An 18392-nucleotide genomic window follows, 5' to 3' on the forward strand; every position below is an offset into this window, starting at 1 on the left:
CGCCGAACAGCCCTATTGCACATCGCTGGCAATAGGTAGGGTTGCGGGTATGGACATCCGTCGTTCGCTCTCGCAGCACAGTGGCCCGCGCAGGTCACCGCACGAGGTCCTCCGCCGTCTCGCCGAGCAGGTCACGCCGCGGACGCGGCCGGAGGACCCGGTGCGGGAACTGGAGGAACGGGTCGCGGGCCTGCTGGGCAAGCCCGCGACCTTGTTCTTCCCGTCTGGAACGATGGCGCAGCAGGTGGCGTTGCGGGTGCACGCCGACAGGACGGGCCGCCGGTCGTTCGCGGGGCATCCGCAAACGCACCTGCACGTGTGGGAGAACCAGGGCTACAACGCGCTGCACGGCCTGCGGTTCCATCCCGTGGGCGACCGCAACGAACTGTTCGGCCTCGATGATCTGAAAGCGGTGCACGAACCGCTCGCGGCGGTGGTGTTCGAACTGCCGCAACGCGACATCGGCGGCGTGCTGCCCGCGTTCGCCGACCTGGCGGCGCAGACGGCGTGGGCGAGGCAGTCGGGGGCGGCCGCGCACTGCGACGGCGCGCGGTTGTGGGAGGCGCAGACCGGCTACGACGCCACGTTCGCCGAGATCTCCGCGTTGTTCGACACGGTGTACGTGTCGCTCTACAAAGGACTCGAAGGCGTGCGGGGCGCGGTGCTCGCCGGAGACGGCGAGACGATCGGGCAGGCGGCGGTGTGGCGGCGCCGGATGGGCGGGGCGATCGCCGACGCGTGGCCACTGGCCGCGATCGCGTTGATGGGCATGGACGTGAACCTGCCGAGGATGGGCGAGTTCCGCGACCACGCCCAGGCCCTCGCACGGGCGATCAACGACGACGGGTTCGCGCACACGACACCGGACGTGCCGGCCACTCCCCTGTTCCACGTCCACCTGCCGCTGTCGCGCCACGACGCGCAGCGGGCCGCTGAGCACCTGCTGCGGGAGACGGGGATCAGGCTGTTCCTGTACGCGCGGTCCAATCCGGATCCCCGCCGGTGCAGCTTCGAGGTGAGCGTGGGGATCAGCGGGCTGGAGTTCACGCCGCGCGAGGTGGCGGAGTTGATCAGAGGGCTACCATCGCGGGTGTGAGCCTGCCCGAACCCGTCCAGCACGCGCTGGTCAGGGTCTCGCACTCGGTCCTGATCGACGTCGACGCGCTCGCGGGCGTGCGCGAGAGGTTCGACGACGAGCAGGCGGCGTCGCTGGCCGGGTACCTGCGCAGCGCGCAGTCGCCGAACACGGTGCGGGCGTACCGGTCGGACTGGATCGCGTGGGCCGGGTGGTGCCAGGTGGAGGGCCGTCAGGCGTTGCCGGCCGATCCTCTGGACGTGGCGGTCTATCTGGCGGTCGCGGCGGACACGGTGAAACCGGACGGGTCACCGGCGTTCGGGGCCTCGACGCTGGAACGCAAGTCGGCGGCGATCTCGGCGGTGCACGCGGCCAACGGCCTGCCGAGCCCGACGCGCAGCGACGTCGTGCGGCTGACGCTGCGCGGTGTGCGGCGCACCCGCAAGTCGCAGCCCCGGCGCAAACGGCCGGTGCTGCTCGACACCCTCGAAGCACTGCTGAACGAACGACCGCAGGCGGGCCCGGCGCGCGCGAGGGACGCGTTGCTGCTGCTGGTGGGGTTCGCGGGCGCGTTGCGGCGCAGCGAACTGGCACAGATCGAGTTCTCCGACGTCACGGTGGACGTGGATCCGCGCACGCACGAGCCGTTGCTGCTGATCCGGCTGGGCACGACGAAGACCGACCAGACGGGCAAGCACCAGCAGTCGGTGGTGCTGCCACGCGGGAGCAGGCGGCCGACGTGCCCGGTGTGCGCGTTCGCGGACTGGGCCGACGTGCTCGACGGCAGGGAGCCCTCCGAGACCGGCCTGCACCGCTGCCACGGCTTCGAGGCGGGCGTCCGGCAGGGGCCGGTGTTCCCGGTGGTGAACCGGCACGGCGGCATCGGCACCAGGGCGATGTCGGGGCGTGCGGTGGCGGAGCTGGTGAAGCGGTACGCGGTGCGGGCGGGCCTGGATCCGGCGTTGTTCGGCGGGCACTCGCTGCGGGCGGGGTTCGCGACGCAGGCGGCGCTGGGCGGGGCGAGCGACCGGGAGATCATGCGGCAGGGCCGGTGGACCAACCCGCGCACGGTGCACCGCTACATCCGCACCGCGAATCCTCTCGAGGACAACGCCGTGACCCGCCTGGGCCTGTGAATCTGTGACCCAGCTCTCACTCTCTGTGGTTAACTATAAACAAGATCCCCTCCGGTAGGGCTGCACCACCCGGACTAGTGGATTGAGCCGAAGGAACGCAAGGACCGGGAAGTTTCCGTTGTGTTTCCACGCCGTTTGAGCTGCTCTTTTGTTCCACCATCCGGACAAAACCCGGTGTCCTGACCAGCGACTCAGCCCAATTTATGAAGCGATCTCGCATTTTGGGAGTGGCTGGTCGCCTGCACCGAGAGCAATACGATCACCACACCCGGTCATAGCCGACGGCCAGGCTGTGAAACCCGGCACCCCTGTAACGGAACAAACATCAAGCAGACTCCGCCGCCGAAGAAGCGCCGAGGCCCGGACCGACCCCCTGCACGGTCCGGGCCTCGGCATGATCGTGTGCTCAGGGCTCCAAATCGGTCGCCGCCAGGAACGACCCGTCCATATGGAACGGCACCGAGTCATGCGCATGCGTCACCAGCCACCGCCCGTCACGCCGCTGCAACCCCACCGTCGTGCGCATCCACATCGAGAACCCCTCGGGATAGCCGACCGGCACCGCCGCCAGCCGCGCCAGCCCGTGCACGAACGCCACGTCACCGGACACGACGACCGTCAGATCCCGGTGCTCCAGCGTGATCGGCCCCGTGAACCCGGCCATCCACCCCGCCAACGCCTCCACGTCCCGCGCGCCGGGCCCGGAATTGCGCAACGGAGGCGCCAAAGTGCACGTCACCACGTCCTCGGCGTAGCGGGCCACGATCCGCGCGGGATCACGCAGCCGCATGCCCTCCTCGTGCTCGGTGAACACCGAGCGGATGGCGACCTCGTCCTGCACCAGCGTGTGAGTCATCTCGAAACCCTCCGTCGAAATCGGCTGACACACCGGTGTCGAGACATGGCCCGCGGTCTCGACATGACGGTGAGAAGATTTTTCCGCCAGCCAGCCACGAGCCGGGAGGCCGCACGTGAAGTACCTGATCCTCATCTACAGCAACCCGAAGTCGCGGGCCGCGTGGGACAAGCTCACCGAAGAACAGCAGGCCCAGTTCGGCAAGGACCACTACGACCTGACCGACAAGCTCCGCGCCTCCGGTGAGCTCATCGTCAGCGAAGGCCTCCCCGGACCCGAGACCGGCAAGGGCGTCAGCATCAAAAACGGCGAGGTCGTCGTCACCGACGGGCCCTTCGCCGAGGCCAAGGAGTACCTCGCCGGGTTCTACCTCGTCGAAGCCGACTCGATCGACCAGGTCATCGCCCACGCCGCGACACTGCCCGACGCCCACAACGACGGCATCGAGGTCCGGCCGGTCTGGGACATGTCCATGCTGGACGGCCTGTGAACCCTGAGGTGGAGGGCCTGCTGCGCACACTCGCGCCGCAGGTCCTCGGCGTGCTCGTGCGCCGCCACGGCCAGTTCGACATCTGCGAGGACGCCGTGCAGGAAGCACTGCTCGGCGCCGCCCGGCAGTGGCCGGCCGACGGCGTCCCGGACAACCCCAAAGGCTGGCTCATCACCGCCGCGTCGAGGAGATGGATCGAGCAGTACCGCTCCGACATCGCCCGCCGCCAGCGCGAGGACAAGGTCGTCGCCCTCACCCCGACACCACCCGACCCGGTGCCGGCGCAGGACGACACCCTCACCCTCCTCGCCCTGTGCTGCCACGAATCACTCACCACCGCCTCACAGATCGCCCTCACGCTCAGAGCGGTCGGCGGACTCACCACCGCCGAGATCGCACGAGCGTTCCTCGTCCCCGAAGCGACCGTGGCGCAACGCATCAGCCGCGCCAAACAGAAGATCAAACAGTCCGGCGCCCAGTTCCGGCCACCACAGGACCTCACCGCCGTCCTGCACGTGCTCTACCTGATCTTCACCGAAGGCTCCACCGCCAGCTCAGGCGACGACCTCGTACGCGTCGACCTCACCGCCGAAGCCATCCGCCTCACCCGGCAACTGCACAAACGCAGACCAGCCGACGGCGAACTCACCGGACTGCTCGCGTTGATGCTGCTCACCGACGCACGCCGCCCCGCCCGCACCGACTCGAACGGCGCACTCATCCCACTCGCCGAGCAGGACCGCACCCGCTGGGACACCGCAGCGATCGAAGAAGGCACCAACCTGGTCAGCAGCGCGCTCAAGACCGCCCAAATCGGCCCCTACCAGCTACAAGCGGCCATCGCGGCCGTCCACGCCGACGCCACCACAGCCGAAGACACCGACTGGCACGAAATCCTCGGCCTCTACGACCTGCTCACCGTCACCGCACCCGGCCCGATGGTCTCACTCAACCGCATCGTCGCCGTCGCCATGGTCCACGGCCCGCACCGAGCACTCGACGAACTGTCCACACTGGACCTCGACCACTACCGCGTGCACGCCGTCCGAGCACACCTCCTCGACCTGCGAGGAGACCACGACCAAGCACGCCAGGAATACGAGAAAGCCGCCAAACTCACCCTGAGCGCACCCGAACAGCGCTACCTCAGGTCCCGGTCGCGCCACCCACGGTAGCGTCCGACGACGGAGCCTCCTGCGGCGGCGCCACCGGCACCACACCCGACAGATCCCCACCATTGTCGTTGGTGCGCAACACAAAAGGCCGCGTCTGCGTGTACTGCACCACCGAGATCGAACACGGATCCACCACGATCCGCTGAAACCCGTCCAGATGCACACCCAACGCGTCCGCCAGCACAGCCTTGATCACATCACCGTGCGAACACAACACCCACACCGCACCAGGACCGTGCTCCGCGGACACACGCGCATCATGCGCCCGCACCGCCGCCACCGCACGAGCCTGAACGCGCGCCAGCCCCTCACCATCCGGAAACACCGCGGCGGAAGGATGCTGCTGCACAACCGCCCACAACGGCTCGTCGTACAGGTCCTTCAACGCCTTACCGGTCCACGCCCCGTAATCCACTTCGGACAGATCCGGCTCCGCCACCGCCTCCAACGACCGATCCGCCAGCAACGGCGCCAACGTCTCCTCACACCGCTGCAAAGGAGACGACACCACCGCACTGACCGGAACGTCCTTCAACCGCGACACCAGAGCCGCCGCCTGCGCCTGCCCACGCTCGTCCAAACCCACACCCAGCGAACGCCCGGCGAGCACACCGGAACCATTGGCGGTCGAACGCGCATGCCGAAGCAGGATCACCGTAGCCACGACCCCACCTTAGATCGGCTGCAGCAACCCCATCGACAGCAGCCCCATCAGCACCAGACCCAGCATCAACCGGTACCACACGAACGCCGAATACGAATGCTTCGACACATACTTCAACAACCACGCGATCGTCGCGTACCCCACCACGAACGAGATCAGCGTCGCCACGACCATCTGCGGAATCGACGCCTGCGCACCCGTACCCGAACGCTCCAGCACGTCCGGAATGGAGAACAACCCCGCCCCGAACACCGCCGGAATCGCCAGCAGGAACGAGTACCGCGCCGCCGCCTCACGGTTCAGCCCCAGGAACAGACCCGCCGTCAACGTGCCACCCGAACGAGAAACACCCGGGATGAGCGCCAGCGCCTGCGCCAGCCCCATCCCGATCGCGTCCTTCATCCGCAACTCGTCACGCTGCTGCTTCGCCAGATGGTCCGCCAGACCCAGCAGCAGACCGAACACGATCAACATCGTCGCCGTGATCCACAGGTTCCGCGCCGACGTCCGGATCTCGTCCTTCAGCAGATAACCGAGAACCGAGATCGGCACGGAACCGATGATCACGTACCAGGCAAGCCGGTAATCCCTCTCCTTACGCGCCTCCGCGCTGAAGAGACCACGGAACCAGGCGCTGACGAAGCGCCCGATGTCCTTGGCGAAGTAGATCAACACCGCCACCTCGGTACCCAACTGGATCACCGCGGTGAACGAAGCACCCGCGTCGTTGCCGAAGAACAGCGTCGACGTGATCCGCAGGTGCGCACTGCTGGAAATCGGCAGGAATTCCGTCAGTCCTTGGACCAGTCCGAGGACCAGAGCCTGCAACCAGCTCAACTACCCACTCCTGCCAGATCCAAAGCCTCGGCCGCGGTCCGAAGACCAGCGATCCCCTGCTCCAGATCTTGCAGCATCGGCGAAACGGACAGCGTGGTGACCCCCGCCGCGGCGAGCGCCTTCATCCTGTCTGCTATGCGCTCCTTCGGGCCCAGCAACGACGTCGCGTCCAGGAACTCCAGCGGAATCGCCGCCATCGCACCGGCGTAGTCACGAGCCAGGTACTTCTCCTGGATCTCCTCGGCCTGAGCCGGGAAACCCATACGCACCATCAGGTTGTTGTAGAAGTTCTGCTTGCGCGAACCCATGCCGCCCACGTACAGCGCCGTGTACGCCCTGACCGGGTCCGCACACGCCTTCCAGTCCTCACCCACGATCAACGGCACCGTCGGCACCACGTCGAAGCCGTCCATCGTCTTACCGGCCTTCTCCCGACCGGCCCTCACCGACGCCAGCGACTCCGCCGAGTACTCCGGCGAGAAGAAGATCGCCAGCCACCCGTCCGCGATCTCCCCCGTCAGCTCCAGGTTCTTCGGGCCGACAGCGGCGAGGTAGATCGGGATCTGGTCACGCACGGGATGCACCGTCAGCTGCAACGCCTTACCCGGACCATCGGGAAGCGGCAGCGTGTAGTGCTCACCCTCATAACGCAGCTTCTCCCGCGTCAGCGCCAGCTTCACGATCTCCACATACTCACGCGTGCGCGCCAACGGCTTGTCGAACCGCACACCGTGCCAGCCCTCCGACACCTGCGGACCCGACACACCAAGACCCATCCGGAACCGGCCACCCGACAGGGTGTCCAAAGTAGCCCCGGTCATCGCGGCCATCGCCGGCGTCCGCGCCGGAATCTGGAAGATCGCGCTACCGACGTCGATACGTTCGGTCTGCGCGGCCACCCACGCGAGCACCGTCGGCGCGTCGGAACCGTAGGCCTCCGCGGCCCACACCACCGAAAAACCGAGTCGGTCGGCCTCCTTGGCCAGCTCAAGGTTCGCGGCGTCGTTGCCGGCGCCCCAGTATCCGAGGTTCAGTCCGAGCTTCACACGGCAAGACCCTACCGGTCAGTAACACCGATTGCCAGGCTCAACCGATGATCACCCCTTAGCATCGCGCACGTGGAACAGCGATACCTCGGCCGCAGCGGCCTCCGCGTGTCCAGAACGGCACTGGGCACGATGACATGGGGCCGCGACACCGACGCGGACGAGGCCGCCACCCAGCTCATGGCCTACGCCGACGCCGGCGGCACCCTCATCGACACCGCCGACGTCTACTCCGAAGGCGAAGCCGAACGCATCCTCGGCACCCTCCTCGGAGAAGTCGTCCCCCGCGACGAACTCGTCCTCGCCACCAAAGCCGTCGCCCGCCGCACCGAAGGCCCCTTCGGCGGAGGCGCCTCCCGCGGCGCACTCCTCTCCGCCCTCGACGGCTCCCTGCGCCGCATCGGCGTCGACCACATCGACCTCTGGCAACTCCACGCCTGGGACACCGGCGTCCCCATCGAGGAATCCCTGTCCGCCCTCGACCACGCCATCTCCTCCGGCAAAGCCAGATACGCCGGCATCTCCAACTACAGCGGCTGGCAACTCGCCACCGCCGCCCTCACCCCCACCACGTACCCGCTCATCTCCACCCAGGTCGAGTACTCCCTGCTCGAACGCGGCATCGAACGCGAAGTCGCCCCCGCCGCCCTGCACCACGGCCTCGGCCTCCTGCCCTGGGCACCCCTCGGCCGCGGCGTCCTCACCGGCAAGTACCGCAACGGCACACCACCCGACTCCCGCGGCGCCTCCGCCCACTTCGCCGGCTACGTCGAACAACACCGCAACGACCGCGCCGCCCGCATCGTCCAGGCCGTCTCCACCGCCGCCGAAGGCCTCGGCACCTCCGCGCTGTGCGTGGCCCTGGCCTGGGTCCGGGACCGCCCCGGAGTCGTCGCGCCCGTGGTCGGCGCCCGCGACACGAACCAGCTCATCGCCTCGCTGGAAGCCGAGCAGCTGACGTTGCCGCCGGCGATCAGGGCCGCGCTGGACGACGTCAGCGCCATCGAACTGGGCTACCCCGAACGCCCCATGCCCTGACCTGTCCTTGCTGGTTGTTGTGACCGGTGTTTGGAGGCGGTCGGGACTGTGAATCAGCATTAATTTCAGACCACACTGAAACTATAGAGATAAGTACCAGAAAGCCGCCGATCGAGGTTTCACCCCACCCCTTGCGTGACCTTCGACCGAACGTCGTGGATGCTGGAAAAGACCACGACGTTGTACGGAGGAACCGCTCTTGCGCCGGCTCGCTGCTCTGATCCTGACCACCGCCGCTCTGACAGCGTGCGGCCAGAGCGAGGGGTCACAGGATCCGCTGCAGGTCGCCGAAGTCCTCGAGGCGGCCAAGCCCGCCCTCTCCCCCGCCCAGAACGGCACGCCGCCCGGCGCCATCACCCCCGGCGGCACGTTCTCCGAGGGCGGCACCACGCTGAAGTTCCAGGTCAACGGCCGCAACGTCGAACTCGACCGGCTGCGCAGCGCGGTCTTCGAGATGACCACCGACGACAAGGGCACCGAGACCAGGGGCGCCGGCCTGCGCGCGGGCGACGGCGCCACCAACGGCGTCCCCGACCGCTTCGGACGCCTGCTCGTCGTCGACACCCGCGGCGGAGAGTTCATCGCGTTCTCCATCAACCCGCTGATCATGCGCCAGCGCTACCCGATGCCCGGCACGCCCTACGGCATCGCCTACGACGCCAAACGCGACATCGCGTGGATCACGCTCACCGAGCGCAACGAGGTCGTGGGACTCAACGTCGCCGCCGGAGAACCGGCCGAGAAGTACCGGTTCCCCACCGTGCGTCAGCCCAACACCGTCAGCGTCGACCAGGAATCCGGACGCGTCACCGTCACGTCCGGCGACAACGGAGGGATACAGGTGATCTCACCATGAACGAAGGGGTGATCGACGGGGACTGGGAATACCGGCCGCTGCGTCTGCCGCCCGGCATCTCCCGCCGCACCGCGACCACGCAGCTGGCCATCCACGCCGAGTTCGCGGGCTGGGAACTCTCCAGAACGCTGCTCTACGGCGACGGCTCCCGCAAGATCTGGCTACGCCGCAAGCGCCAGCCCGCCCTGGTGCCAGGCCTCATCACCTGACCACCAGCCCGTCGCCGAACGCCGCCGGCTCGCACTCGGCGATGAAGTCCGCCGGAAAGCCCCGCTCGAACGGGGCCGCCGCCTCCAGGCGCGCGACCGCTTCCGGCGGCAGCACGACCTCGCCCAGACAGTCGAGCACCTGCTCCGGAGTCCGCGCGCCCACCAGCGGCAGCGCCCCGGACGCACGCACCCACGCCAGCGCCACCTGAGCCGGCGTCGCGCCCAACTCCTCCGCGACCGCCCGCACGGCCCCCGCCACACCCTGCTCCCGCTCGGACAGCGGGCCGGACCGTTGCGTGCCACCGGAGAGCTTCCCCGCGGCCAGCGGCGCCCACGCCGCCACCGTCAGCCCCAGCGCCGACGCCATCGGCAACAACTCCCGCTCCACATCCCGCTTGAGCAGGTTGTACGGCACCTGCAACCCCGCGAACGCCGTCCAGTCCCGCCACTCCGCCAGCGTGTTCGCCCGCGCCACGAACCACGCCGGCGCGTCCGACACCCCGACGTAGAGCACCTTCCCCGCCCGCACCACGTCGTCGAGCGCCCGCATCGTCTCCTCGACCGGCGTGTGCCGGTCCCACAGATGCACCCACAGCACGTCCACGTAGTCCGTCCGCAACCGCCGCAACGACTGCTCCAGCGACAGCACCAGGTTCTTGCGGTGGTTCCCGCCCGCGTTCGGATCCGCGGCGTCCCGCGACAACGCGTACTTCGTCGCCAGCACGAACCGGTCCCGCCGCGTCAGCACGGCGCCCAGGACCTCCTCGCTCTCGCCGTAGGCCGAAGCGGTGTCGAGGAAGTTGCCACCGGCGTCGCCGTAGGCGTCGACCACCCGCCGCGCGAGGTCCTCCGAACGCAGCGTCATCGTGCCCAGCAACAACTCCGAGACGCGCAGGCCGGTCCGGCCGAACAGTCGATATCTCATGATCCACAGCATCGCCGCGACCGGCGAACCGAGGGAGACCGGCTCAGGGCCCCTCTAAACTCGCCGATCATGGCCGACAACGCACTGGGCCGCTTCCTGCGCGCCCGCCGGGAGGCCACCGCTCCCCCGGCCACCGGGCGCCGCCGTACCCCCGGCCTGCGCCGCAGCGAACTCGCCGACCGCGCCGGCATCAGCGTCGAGTACCTCACCCGCCTCGAACGCGGCACCGACCGCTCCCCCTCCGGCCAGGTCCTGTCCGCCCTCGCCGATGCCCTGACCATGACCGCGGACGAGCGTGTCCACCTGTACCGCCTGATCAAGGCCGGCACGAACTGCACCCCTGCCCCGCCTCCGCCGCTGCGCCCCACCGTGCAGGCGATGCTGGACACCCTCGAACCGGCCGCGGCCGCCGTGCTCTCCCCCGCCGGCGACGTCCTCGCGAGCACCGCACGGTTCCGCGAGATTTCCGGGCTGGACGACGAACCCAACCTCGTCCGCTTCGCCTTCAGCCCGCAGGCCTTGGCCCACTACCCCGACTGGGACCAGGTCGCGAACGACCGCGCCGCCACCCTCCGCGCGGCCGCTGACCTGGGCGATCACGCCGCGGCAGCGCTCGCGTTCGAACTCTCCCTCACCGCCGGCGCCGCCTTCACGGATCGCTACGACGCCGCGTCGTCCCTGCCCGCGGCCACCGGCACCGAGCGCTGGGGCGCCCACCTCCTGGCGTTCGAGACGCTCTACCTGGCGGGTGAAGGTGAGCATCGGTTGGTGATCTATTTTGGTCAACACTGAAGTTATAGTGATAATCGGCCCACGAACGGATGAAAGACTCGCGTCATGCCCCGCCCGGAAAGACCGCTCGACCCGTTCGCCGGGCCCGTGGAACAGTTCGCCTTCGACCTGCGCAAGCTCCGCGAGAAGGCCGGCTCCCCCGGCTACCGGGAGCTCGGCAGGCTCAGCCACTACTCCGCCAGCACCCTCGCCGACGCCGCCCGCGGCCAGCGGCTGCCCAGCCTCGCCGTGTCGCTCGCGTTCGTCCGTGCCTGCGGCGGCGACGAAGAGGCGTGGGAACAACGCTGGCGCGAGATCGGCGAGGCCGAGCCGCGGCAGCCCGGGGGCGACTCCCCCTACGTCGGCCTCAAGGCGTTCACCGAACACGACGCCGACCGCTTCTTCGGCCGCGAACGGCTCGTCGGCAAGCTCCTGGGCAAACTCGAGCACCACGACACCGTGCTGGTCGTCGGCGCCTCAGGCTCGGGCAAGTCGTCACTGCTCAGGGCCGGACTGCTGGCCCGCAGTCACGGTGAGCTGATCACCCCGAGCACCTGCGAGACGCTCCCCGTCGTCGAGGGCCTGCTGGTGGTCGACCAGTTCGAGGAGATCTTCACGCTCCCGCACCGCGACGAGTTCATCGCCGCGCTCACCGGACGCGACGGCCAGACCGTCATCGGGCTGCGCGCCGACTTCTACGGCCACTGCGCCCGCTATCCCGACCTGGTCAGGGCCATCGAGGACGCTCAGGTCGTGGTCGGCCCCATGACCACCGACGAGCTGCGCAAGGCCATCACCCAGCCCGCGGTCGAGGTCGGCTGCGCGCTCGAGACCGGACTCGTCGCCCGCCTCATCGCCGACGCCACCGGCGAACCCGGCGTCCTCCCCCATGTCAGCCACGCACTGCTCGAAACGTGGCAACGCAAGCGCGGCAACACCCTCACGCTCTCCAGCTACCACGAGAGCGGCGGCATCGCCCGCGCGATCGCCAACACCGCCGAGAACGCCTACACAGGCCTGGACGAGCACCAGCGCGTGCAGGCCCGTCAGGTCTTCCTGCGCCTGATCACCCCGGGTGAAGGCACCGAGGACACCAAACGCCACGTCAAACGGTCCGAACTCGCGGCCGACGACGTCGTCGAACACCTCGCCGGCGCGCGCATCCTCACCGTCCACGACGACGGCGTCGAGATCAGTCACGAAGCCGTCATCCGCAGCTGGCCCCGCCTGCGCGACTGGCTCGCCGAAGCACGCGACGACCTGCGCGTGCACCGCCGGCTCACCGCCGCGGCCGCCTACTGGGAGGCACACGGCCGCGACCCCGGCTCGCTCTACCGGGGCGTGCCGCTCACCCAGGCCACCGACTGGTCACAGCGCGAACCCGGCGCCCTCAACGCCGAGGAGCAGGCGTTCCTCGACGCCAGCAAGGCCGCGGTCGAACACGGCCTCGCCACCGAGAAACGCCGCACCACCAACCTCCGCCGAGTCGTCGCGCTGCTCGCCGTGCTGCTGCTCGTGGCCACCACCGCGTCGGTGTTCGCCGTGCGCGCCCAACGGCAGACCACCGAGCAACGCACTATCGCGCTCGCCCAGAAGGCCATCGCCGAGGCCAACGGCCTGCAGGACCGCGACCCCGGTCTCGCGAACCAGCTCCGGCTGGCCGCCTACCGCCTGACCGGCCTGCCCGCCGCCCGTGACAGCCTGCTCAGCACCTTCGCCGGGCCCCAGGTCACCATCGCCAGAGGCCACACCGACGCGACGTCGTTCGCGCTGTTCAGCCCGGACAACAAGCTCATGGCCACGGCAGGCGACGACAAGCAGCTGATCGTCTGGGACATGGCCGACCGCCACCACCCCACCGAACTCAGCCGTGTGCACGCCGGTGACGACGCGATTCACGGCATGGCGTTCAGCCCGCGCACAAGGCCGACACCGTGTGGGAGATCCAGTTCTCCCAGGACGACCGCACGCTCGTCATCGCCAACGGCAGCCGCGAACTCCAGCTCTGGGACATCGGCAACCCCGCCAAGCCCCGCGCCCACCCCGTGCTGCGCACCGACGACAATCCCGACCCCATCCGCCGCGGCGGGCAGGCCGGGCGCGAGGAGGTCATGACCGTCGTCATCCACGGCGACGTCATGGCGTTCGCGAACATGGGCAGCAGCGGCGCGCTGTACGACATCAGCGATCCCGCGCAGCCGCGCAGGCTCAGTTCACTGCCCAACGACGGCGGGCCGCTGCAACGCCTCGCCTTCTCCCCCGACGGCACCCTTCTCGCCGCCGGCACGACCGACGACGTGATTCGTGTGTGGGACGTGCGCGATCCCCGCAACCCCCAGGTGCGGGCAGTGCTGCACGGTCACACCGAGCGGGTCTGGGGCGTGGCCTTCTCCCCGGACAACCGCACCCTCACGACCACCGGTACGGATCGCACCATCCGCGTCTGGGACATCGACGTCGAGGCGACCGCGGCCCGCGTGTGCGCCACTACGACGGCGCACCTGTCCACTCGTCATTGGGAGCAATACTTCCCCGGCGTCGAGCCGAGGCCTCTCTGCTGAACAACACCGCTCACCCTTCCCTCTCGCCCTAGTTGTAGTGCGGAAAGGTTGTGCGGTGTCGACGCCGGGGCGTCGTACAACAACGTTCGTGCAACGCGAGCGGTCAACCGGTCGAAGATGACTCGTCAGTCAACACTGAAGCAATAAAATTTACCGAACTGGTTGCCGATATGATCAGATTCTGGGTCATGGAGCTCGTGCCGCAAGAAGTCGGGGTCGCTCACAGCGCACTGCCGCACGACGAAACATCCGCCCGTGCCCTGCTCGCACAAGCCGCGGCCCAGGGCCTGCACACAGTCGTCGTCACCGCCGAGGAAGGTGACGAACGCGCGATAGCCGTCCTGCGCGAGCTGCGCGCGGAATGGCAGACGGAGGGCGGCCGGATCACCGCCCAGCTCGACACGGACGCAGAAGGCCAGTTGCAGCACCTCTGGGGCCTCACGGCGGACGAGCGGGCCGCGTGGCTCGCCGCGTTCCCCCGCCACGACGACCCGAACTGGTGGATGCACCGGCTGCTGGTCCTCAACCACCACCCGGAGTGGTCGCCGCTGAAGGACTGGCTGGTCGACGAGCACGTGCGGCTCTTCGGCCGCCCGCCCGGACGCCGCCGCTCTAGCGCGGCAGGCCGCTGAAGTCGGGCTGGTGGAACCGCAGGATCGGGGGGATCGGGTCCTCCTTCGGGGTGTCCCGGTCCGGCTGGACCGCGGCGAACGTCAGCACCGGCACCCTCGGCACGCCCACGGCGATCACGTCACCATGCGTCCCGGCGATCCACATGACGCCGGTGTCGGCGATGTTCGCGACCACGCTCAAGTCCGGCAGCACGAACTGAACCAGCGCGAGCCCGCCGGGCATCTCCGCGAGCCCGGCGACGTGCTGGTTGGGCTGCCACGGAAACAGCGTGATCGCGACGGGCGTCCACTGTGCCGAGTTCTCCACCGCCAGCACGGCGTCGCGGTACCAGCGGCTGATCTCGACCGACGTCGGAATGCCGAGCAGCCCTGAGACCAGCAGGAGCCCGCCCACGACCAGCCCGGCCGGGGCGAACGGGAACAGGCTGAGCAGGACGAGCACTCCCCCGGCGACCGCGGGCACGGCGGACCACAGCCAGGCCCGCATGCCCCACCGCATGCCCTTGAAGGCCCGCAGGGTGGCCGCGTCGTCCAGAGGCCTGCCGAGCGGCCGCTCCACGCGCTTGCGAACCGGGTGTTTCGCCGCGCCCTCACCGTGATCGACCTTGGCGTTCTCCATCTTCGCGAACCCCGCGGCGCGCAGGACGGCCCTGCCCCCGGCGTCCGGGCCGCAGACGAAGACCTCCTGCCGTTCCAGCACCATGTCCGGAAGGTCCTCGAACCAGCCCTTGAGCACGATGCCCTCGACCAGCAGCCGATCGGTCCCGTCGGCGTGCTTCTCCAGCACCCCGGCCGGAACCCGGCGCCACGGCCCCTCCAACAGCCCGCGCCGCTGGGCCTTGGTCTCCGAGCGGTACATCAACGGACCCAGCCCGCCCACGAGCGTGATCAGCGCCAGCACCACGAAGGCGCCGATGCTGCCCGGCGTCGACGGCAGCAGCCAGCACGTCACCGCGCCGGCGCCCGCCACGACGGCGATGCCGCCCAGCGTCCTCGCGCCCCAGCGCAGGTCCTGCAGGATCAGCCCCGTGGACCAGTCGTCCTTCGCGGCCACGTCCGTCCGCGGTTCCAGGTAGTGCAGCACCAGCCCCCAGCTATGCCTTGGCGGCCACTTCCCGAATCAGGTTCGCGAGCTCGGCCGGCCGCTCCAGCGGAAGCATATGTCCCGCGTCCGACAAGATCACCGACGTGCCGCCGAACTTGACCGCGTCCGACTCCGGCACCAGCCGGTCCTCGTCCCCCACGACGGCGACGAGGGCCTTCTCCTTGGCCACCGTCAGCCCGGCCTCGCGGTCGTAGCGGTCCACGGCGGGCCGGAACAGCGCGACCGTCTCGGGCCAGTGCCCCCACACCATGTCCGCGGTCAGGTCGACGTCCTCGTCCGCCGGCTGGTCACCGAACAGCCACCAGCGCAGTCCCGCCGTCTTGGCCGGCTCGATCTTCTCCCGCACCGCGCGCACGATCGGCCCGAACGCCCGTTCCAGCTCCCGCACGAGCTTCCCGACGGCCTTGGGCCACGCCAGCGACGTCTCGGACATGCCGCTCGCCGCCGTGGACACGAACACGTTGCCCAGCACGCGCTGCCGGAACAGCCGCGGCCTGCGTTCCGCCATCGCGAGTGCCGCCATGCCGCCCATCGAGTGCCCGGCGATCACGACCTGGCCCTGGGGCACCGCGCGTTCGATCAGCTCGCCCAGGTCCTCGCCGAGCTGGTCGATCGTGGCCGTCTCCTTGGACGCGCCGCCCGACCTGCCGTGGCCGCGGTGGTCGTAGGCGATGACCTGGAACTCGGGGCTCAGTCGCTCCACGACCTTGTGCCAGCTGCGGTGGTCGAGCGCGTAGCCGTGCGCGAGCACGACCGTCACCGGCGACTCGGGGTCGCCCGCGCGCAGCACGTTGAGCTCGGTTCCGTCTTCCAGCCGCACCATGCGGAGTCCTTTCGCCGTGTCGTCTGTTCGTCCTAACGAGACGACACGGCGCGAGGACACGCCCTAAACGCGGCCGAGCACCACAGGGGGCGGCAGCTGGCCGCCACCGACGCCCGGCACACCGCGGAAGTCGTAGGCCGTCGCCTTACCGCCGGGCTGGATGATCCAGGCCTCCCCCGGCCCGCCCTCGGTCAGCACCGACTGCACGGCCTCCGCGACGTCCGAGGGCGTCAGCAACGGGAACCCGGCCGCGGCGAACTCCTCCTTCGCCCCGCCCAGCAGCAACGTGTCGACGAACCCGGGGCACAACGCGGAGACCGTGATGCCATCGCCCGCCAACGCCTTGCCCGCCGCCCGCGCGTACCCGACGACCGCGTGCTTGGTCAGCGTGTACAGCGGATCGGACGGCATCGCGGTGATCCCCGCCAGCGACGCCGTGATCACGACCTTCCCGCCGCCCTGCCGCCGCAACGCCGGCACGGCCGCGCAGAGCCCGTACACGACGTGGTCGACGTTGACGCCGACCAGCTTGCGGTAGCGGGCGACGTCCAGCGCGTCGTCCACACCGGCCTGACCGCCGCCGATGCCGGCGTTGAGGTGCACGACGTCAAGGCGGCCGAGCTCCTTCTCCACCTGCGCCACTGCCTCGGGCATGGTCGCGGGATCGCTGACGTCACCGGCGATGGCGATGCCGCCCACCGCGGACGCGACCCGGTGCGCGCCGGCGGCGTCGAGGTCGAGCACCGCGACCTTCGCCCCGAGCTTCGCGAGCCGGTGCGCGACGGCCGAGCCGATCCCTCGCGCACCGCCTGTGACCAGCGCGACCCGTCCGGTCAAGTCCACAGTGGACACGGGACCTCCTCAGCTGTTCCGCAGGAATCGGTCGAGAACCCGGACGCCGAACTTCAGGGCGTCCACCGGCACGCGCTCGTCCACGCCGTGGAAGAGCCCGGAGAAGTCGAGGTCGGCGGGCAGCCTCAGCGGCGCGAAGCCGAAGTTGCGGATGCCGAGCGTCTGGAACGACTTGGCGTCCGTGCCGCCGGAGAGCATGTAGGGCAGCACGCGGGCACCGGGGTCCTCGGCGATGATCGACGCCGTCATCGCGTCGACCAGGGCGCCGTCGAACGTCGTCTCGACCGGCGGCAGGCCGATCCACTCGCGTTCCACGTCCGGGCCGAGGAGTTCGGCGAGCTCGCGGTCGAACGCCTCCTCGCGGCCCGGCAGGATCCGGCAGTCCACAGTGGCCTCGGCGGTCGACGGGATGACGTTCGCCTTGTACCCGGCGGAGAGCATCGTCGGGTTCGCCGTGTCGCGCAGCGTCGCGCCGATCATCCGCGACAGCGCGCCGAGCTTGCCGATCGAGCCCTCGATGTCGTCCTCGGGGAAGTCGAGGCCGGTGATCTCGGTGACGCCGTCGAGGAACTCGCGCACGGACGGGCGGATGATCAGCGGCCACTGGTGCTGGTCGAGCTTGGTGACGGCGGCGGCGAGCTTCGCCACGGCGTTGTCGCGGTGGATCATGCTGCCGTGCCCGGCGGTGCCCTTGACGCGCAGCTTGAGCCAGCGGATGCCCTTCTCCGCGGTCTCGACGAGGTACGCGCGGACGTCGTCCTTGAGCGTGATCGAGAAGCCGCCCACCTCGCTGATCGCCTCGGTGACGCCCTCGAACAGCTCGGGCCGGTTCTCCACCAGCCACTTCGCGCCGTAGAGGCCGCCCGCCTCCTCGTCGGCGAGGAACGCGAACACGATGTCGCGCGGCGGCACGACGTTCTCCCGCTTGAAGTGCCGGGCCAGGGCCAGCGTCATGCCGACCATGTCCTTCATGTCGACCGCGCCGCGGCCCCACACGTACCCGTCCTGCACGGCGCCGGAGAACGGATGCACCGACCACTCCGAGGCGTCGGCGGGCACCACGTCGAGGTGACCGTGCACGAGAAGCGCGCCACGGCTCGCGTCGGCGCCCTGAAGGCGCGCGACGACGTTGCCGCGGCCCTTGGCGCCCGACTCCACATAGGTCGTCTCGTAGCCGACCTCGGACAGCTTCCCGGCCACCCACTCGGCGGCCTCGCGCTCCCCCACGACCGTCGCGGGATCACCCGTGTTCGTCGTGTCGATCCTGATCAGCTCACTGACGAGGGTCACGACCTCGTCTTCCGCCACTGCCAGTGCGTTCCCCGTTGTGCTCACCCCGTC

The 18392-nt window shown here is 69.4% G+C and carries 20 protein-coding genes; 11 read left to right on the plus strand and 9 right to left on the minus strand.

What is annotated here, in order from left to right; translation table 11 throughout:
* The first annotated feature begins 49 nt into the window (after nt 1-49).
* Nucleotides 50-1096 carry a threonine aldolase family protein gene (locus tag BLR21_RS04270; RefSeq protein ID WP_090004258.1) on the plus strand — a complete coding sequence of 349 codons (1047 nt, stop codon included), beginning with the start codon at nt 50-52 and terminating at the stop codon, nt 1094-1096.
* A complete protein-coding gene (locus tag BLR21_RS04275) occupies nt 1093-2211 on the plus strand; it encodes a site-specific integrase (protein WP_256334450.1) in 1119 nt (372 codons plus the stop codon). Before BLR21_RS04270 ends, BLR21_RS04275 begins: the two co-directional genes overlap by 4 nt.
* 406 nt (nt 2212-2617) lie before the next feature.
* Here the strand turns inward: BLR21_RS04275 and BLR21_RS04280 are convergent, their stop codons facing one another.
* Nucleotides 2618-3067, minus strand: a complete 450-nt coding sequence (locus BLR21_RS04280) for a YybH family protein (protein WP_090004521.1) — start codon at nt 3065-3067, stop codon at nt 2618-2620.
* Nucleotides 3068-3182: 115 nt separating this feature from the next.
* On the opposite strand from BLR21_RS04280, the gene BLR21_RS04285 reads away from it, so the two are divergent.
* A complete protein-coding gene (locus BLR21_RS04285) occupies nt 3183-3557 on the plus strand; it encodes a YciI family protein (protein ID WP_090004259.1) in 375 nt (124 codons plus the stop codon).
* Nucleotides 3554-4732: an RNA polymerase sigma factor gene (locus BLR21_RS04290; RefSeq protein ID WP_256334451.1), complete on the plus strand. Its 1179-nt coding sequence runs from the start codon at nt 3554-3556 to the stop codon at nt 4730-4732. Before BLR21_RS04285 ends, BLR21_RS04290 begins: the two co-directional genes overlap by 4 nt.
* Here the strand turns inward: BLR21_RS04290 and BLR21_RS04295 are convergent.
* The 3 genes from BLR21_RS04295 to BLR21_RS04305 are packed head-to-tail and all read right to left on the minus strand — an operon-like array spanning nt 4704 to nt 7279.
* On the minus strand, nt 4704-5396 hold the full coding sequence (locus BLR21_RS04295) for a histidine phosphatase family protein (RefSeq protein WP_176929440.1): 693 nt from the start codon (nt 5394-5396) through the stop codon (nt 4704-4706). The two genes, BLR21_RS04290 and BLR21_RS04295, sit on opposite strands and share 29 nt — an antisense overlap.
* A gap of 9 nt (nt 5397-5405) precedes the next feature.
* Nucleotides 5406-6233 carry an undecaprenyl-diphosphate phosphatase gene (locus BLR21_RS04300; protein ID WP_090004261.1) on the minus strand — a complete coding sequence of 276 codons (828 nt, stop codon included), beginning with the start codon at nt 6231-6233 and terminating at the stop codon, nt 5406-5408.
* A complete protein-coding gene (locus BLR21_RS04305; RefSeq protein WP_090004262.1) occupies nt 6230-7279 on the minus strand; it encodes an LLM class F420-dependent oxidoreductase in 1050 nt (349 codons plus the stop codon). Before BLR21_RS04305 ends, BLR21_RS04300 begins: the two co-directional genes overlap by 4 nt.
* Nucleotides 7280-7351: 72 nt before the next feature.
* Between BLR21_RS04305 and BLR21_RS04310 the strand changes: the two genes are divergently transcribed.
* From BLR21_RS04310 to BLR21_RS04320, 3 genes are all read left to right on the plus strand, one after another.
* Entirely contained in the window at nt 7352-8317 is a 966-nt protein-coding gene (locus BLR21_RS04310) for an aldo/keto reductase (protein ID WP_176929441.1), read from the plus strand.
* A gap of 199 nt (nt 8318-8516) precedes the next feature.
* Nucleotides 8517-9173: a YncE family protein gene (locus BLR21_RS04315; protein ID WP_051768856.1), complete on the plus strand. Its 657-nt coding sequence runs from the start codon at nt 8517-8519 to the stop codon at nt 9171-9173.
* The gene (locus BLR21_RS04320; RefSeq protein ID WP_030475146.1) at nt 9170-9382 is read left to right on the plus strand and encodes a DUF5703 family protein; all 213 of its coding nucleotides are present in this window, start codon (nt 9170-9172) and stop codon (nt 9380-9382) included. Before BLR21_RS04315 ends, BLR21_RS04320 begins: the two co-directional genes overlap by 4 nt.
* On the opposite strand, the gene BLR21_RS04325 is transcribed toward BLR21_RS04320, so the two are convergent.
* A complete protein-coding gene (locus BLR21_RS04325) occupies nt 9375-10307 on the minus strand; it encodes an aldo/keto reductase (RefSeq protein WP_176929442.1) in 933 nt (310 codons plus the stop codon). The two genes, BLR21_RS04320 and BLR21_RS04325, sit on opposite strands and share 8 nt — an antisense overlap.
* A 69-nt stretch (nt 10308-10376) precedes the next feature.
* Between BLR21_RS04325 and BLR21_RS04330 the strand changes: the two genes are divergently transcribed.
* The 4 genes from BLR21_RS04330 to BLR21_RS04345 all read left to right on the plus strand — a co-directional run bounded on the left by BLR21_RS04330 (nt 10377) and on the right by BLR21_RS04345 (nt 14271).
* On the plus strand, nt 10377-11099 hold the full coding sequence (locus tag BLR21_RS04330) for a helix-turn-helix domain-containing protein (RefSeq protein WP_090004263.1): 723 nt from the start codon (nt 10377-10379) through the stop codon (nt 11097-11099).
* Between the two features lie 45 nt (nt 11100-11144).
* Nucleotides 11145-13193, plus strand: a complete 2049-nt coding sequence (locus BLR21_RS04335; RefSeq protein WP_090004264.1) for a helix-turn-helix domain-containing protein — start codon at nt 11145-11147, stop codon at nt 13191-13193.
* Nucleotides 13190-13639, plus strand: a complete 450-nt coding sequence (locus BLR21_RS04340) for a WD40 repeat domain-containing protein (RefSeq protein ID WP_143027594.1) — start codon at nt 13190-13192, stop codon at nt 13637-13639. Before BLR21_RS04335 ends, BLR21_RS04340 begins: the two co-directional genes overlap by 4 nt.
* A gap of 170 nt (nt 13640-13809) precedes the next feature.
* The gene (locus BLR21_RS04345; RefSeq protein ID WP_143027595.1) at nt 13810-14271 is read left to right on the plus strand and encodes a hypothetical protein; all 462 of its coding nucleotides are present in this window, start codon (nt 13810-13812) and stop codon (nt 14269-14271) included.
* Here the strand turns inward: BLR21_RS04345 and BLR21_RS04350 are convergent.
* From BLR21_RS04350 to BLR21_RS04365, 4 genes are all read right to left on the minus strand, one after another.
* Nucleotides 14252-15355: a hypothetical protein gene (locus BLR21_RS04350; protein ID WP_090004267.1), complete on the minus strand. Its 1104-nt coding sequence runs from the start codon at nt 15353-15355 to the stop codon at nt 14252-14254. The genes BLR21_RS04345 and BLR21_RS04350 overlap by 20 nt on opposite strands.
* 10 nt (nt 15356-15365) lie before the next feature.
* Complete coding sequence (locus tag BLR21_RS04355) at nt 15366-16199, minus strand: alpha/beta fold hydrolase (RefSeq protein ID WP_090004268.1); 834 nt, start codon at nt 16197-16199, stop codon at nt 15366-15368.
* 63 nt (nt 16200-16262) lie between these two features.
* Nucleotides 16263-17051 (minus strand): SDR family NAD(P)-dependent oxidoreductase, encoded by a 789-nt coding sequence (locus BLR21_RS04360; RefSeq protein WP_090004269.1) that lies wholly within the window; start codon nt 17049-17051, stop codon nt 16263-16265.
* A 9-nt stretch (nt 17052-17060) separates the two neighbouring features.
* A complete protein-coding gene (locus BLR21_RS04365) occupies nt 17061-18386 on the minus strand; it encodes a M20/M25/M40 family metallo-hydrolase (RefSeq protein ID WP_090004270.1) in 1326 nt (441 codons plus the stop codon).
* Nucleotides 18387-18392 lie beyond the last annotated feature (6 nt).

It is taken from the genome of Lentzea albidocapillata subsp. violacea, assembly GCF_900100275.1.
Taxonomy (GTDB): domain Bacteria; phylum Actinomycetota; class Actinomycetes; order Mycobacteriales; family Pseudonocardiaceae; genus Lentzea; species Lentzea violacea.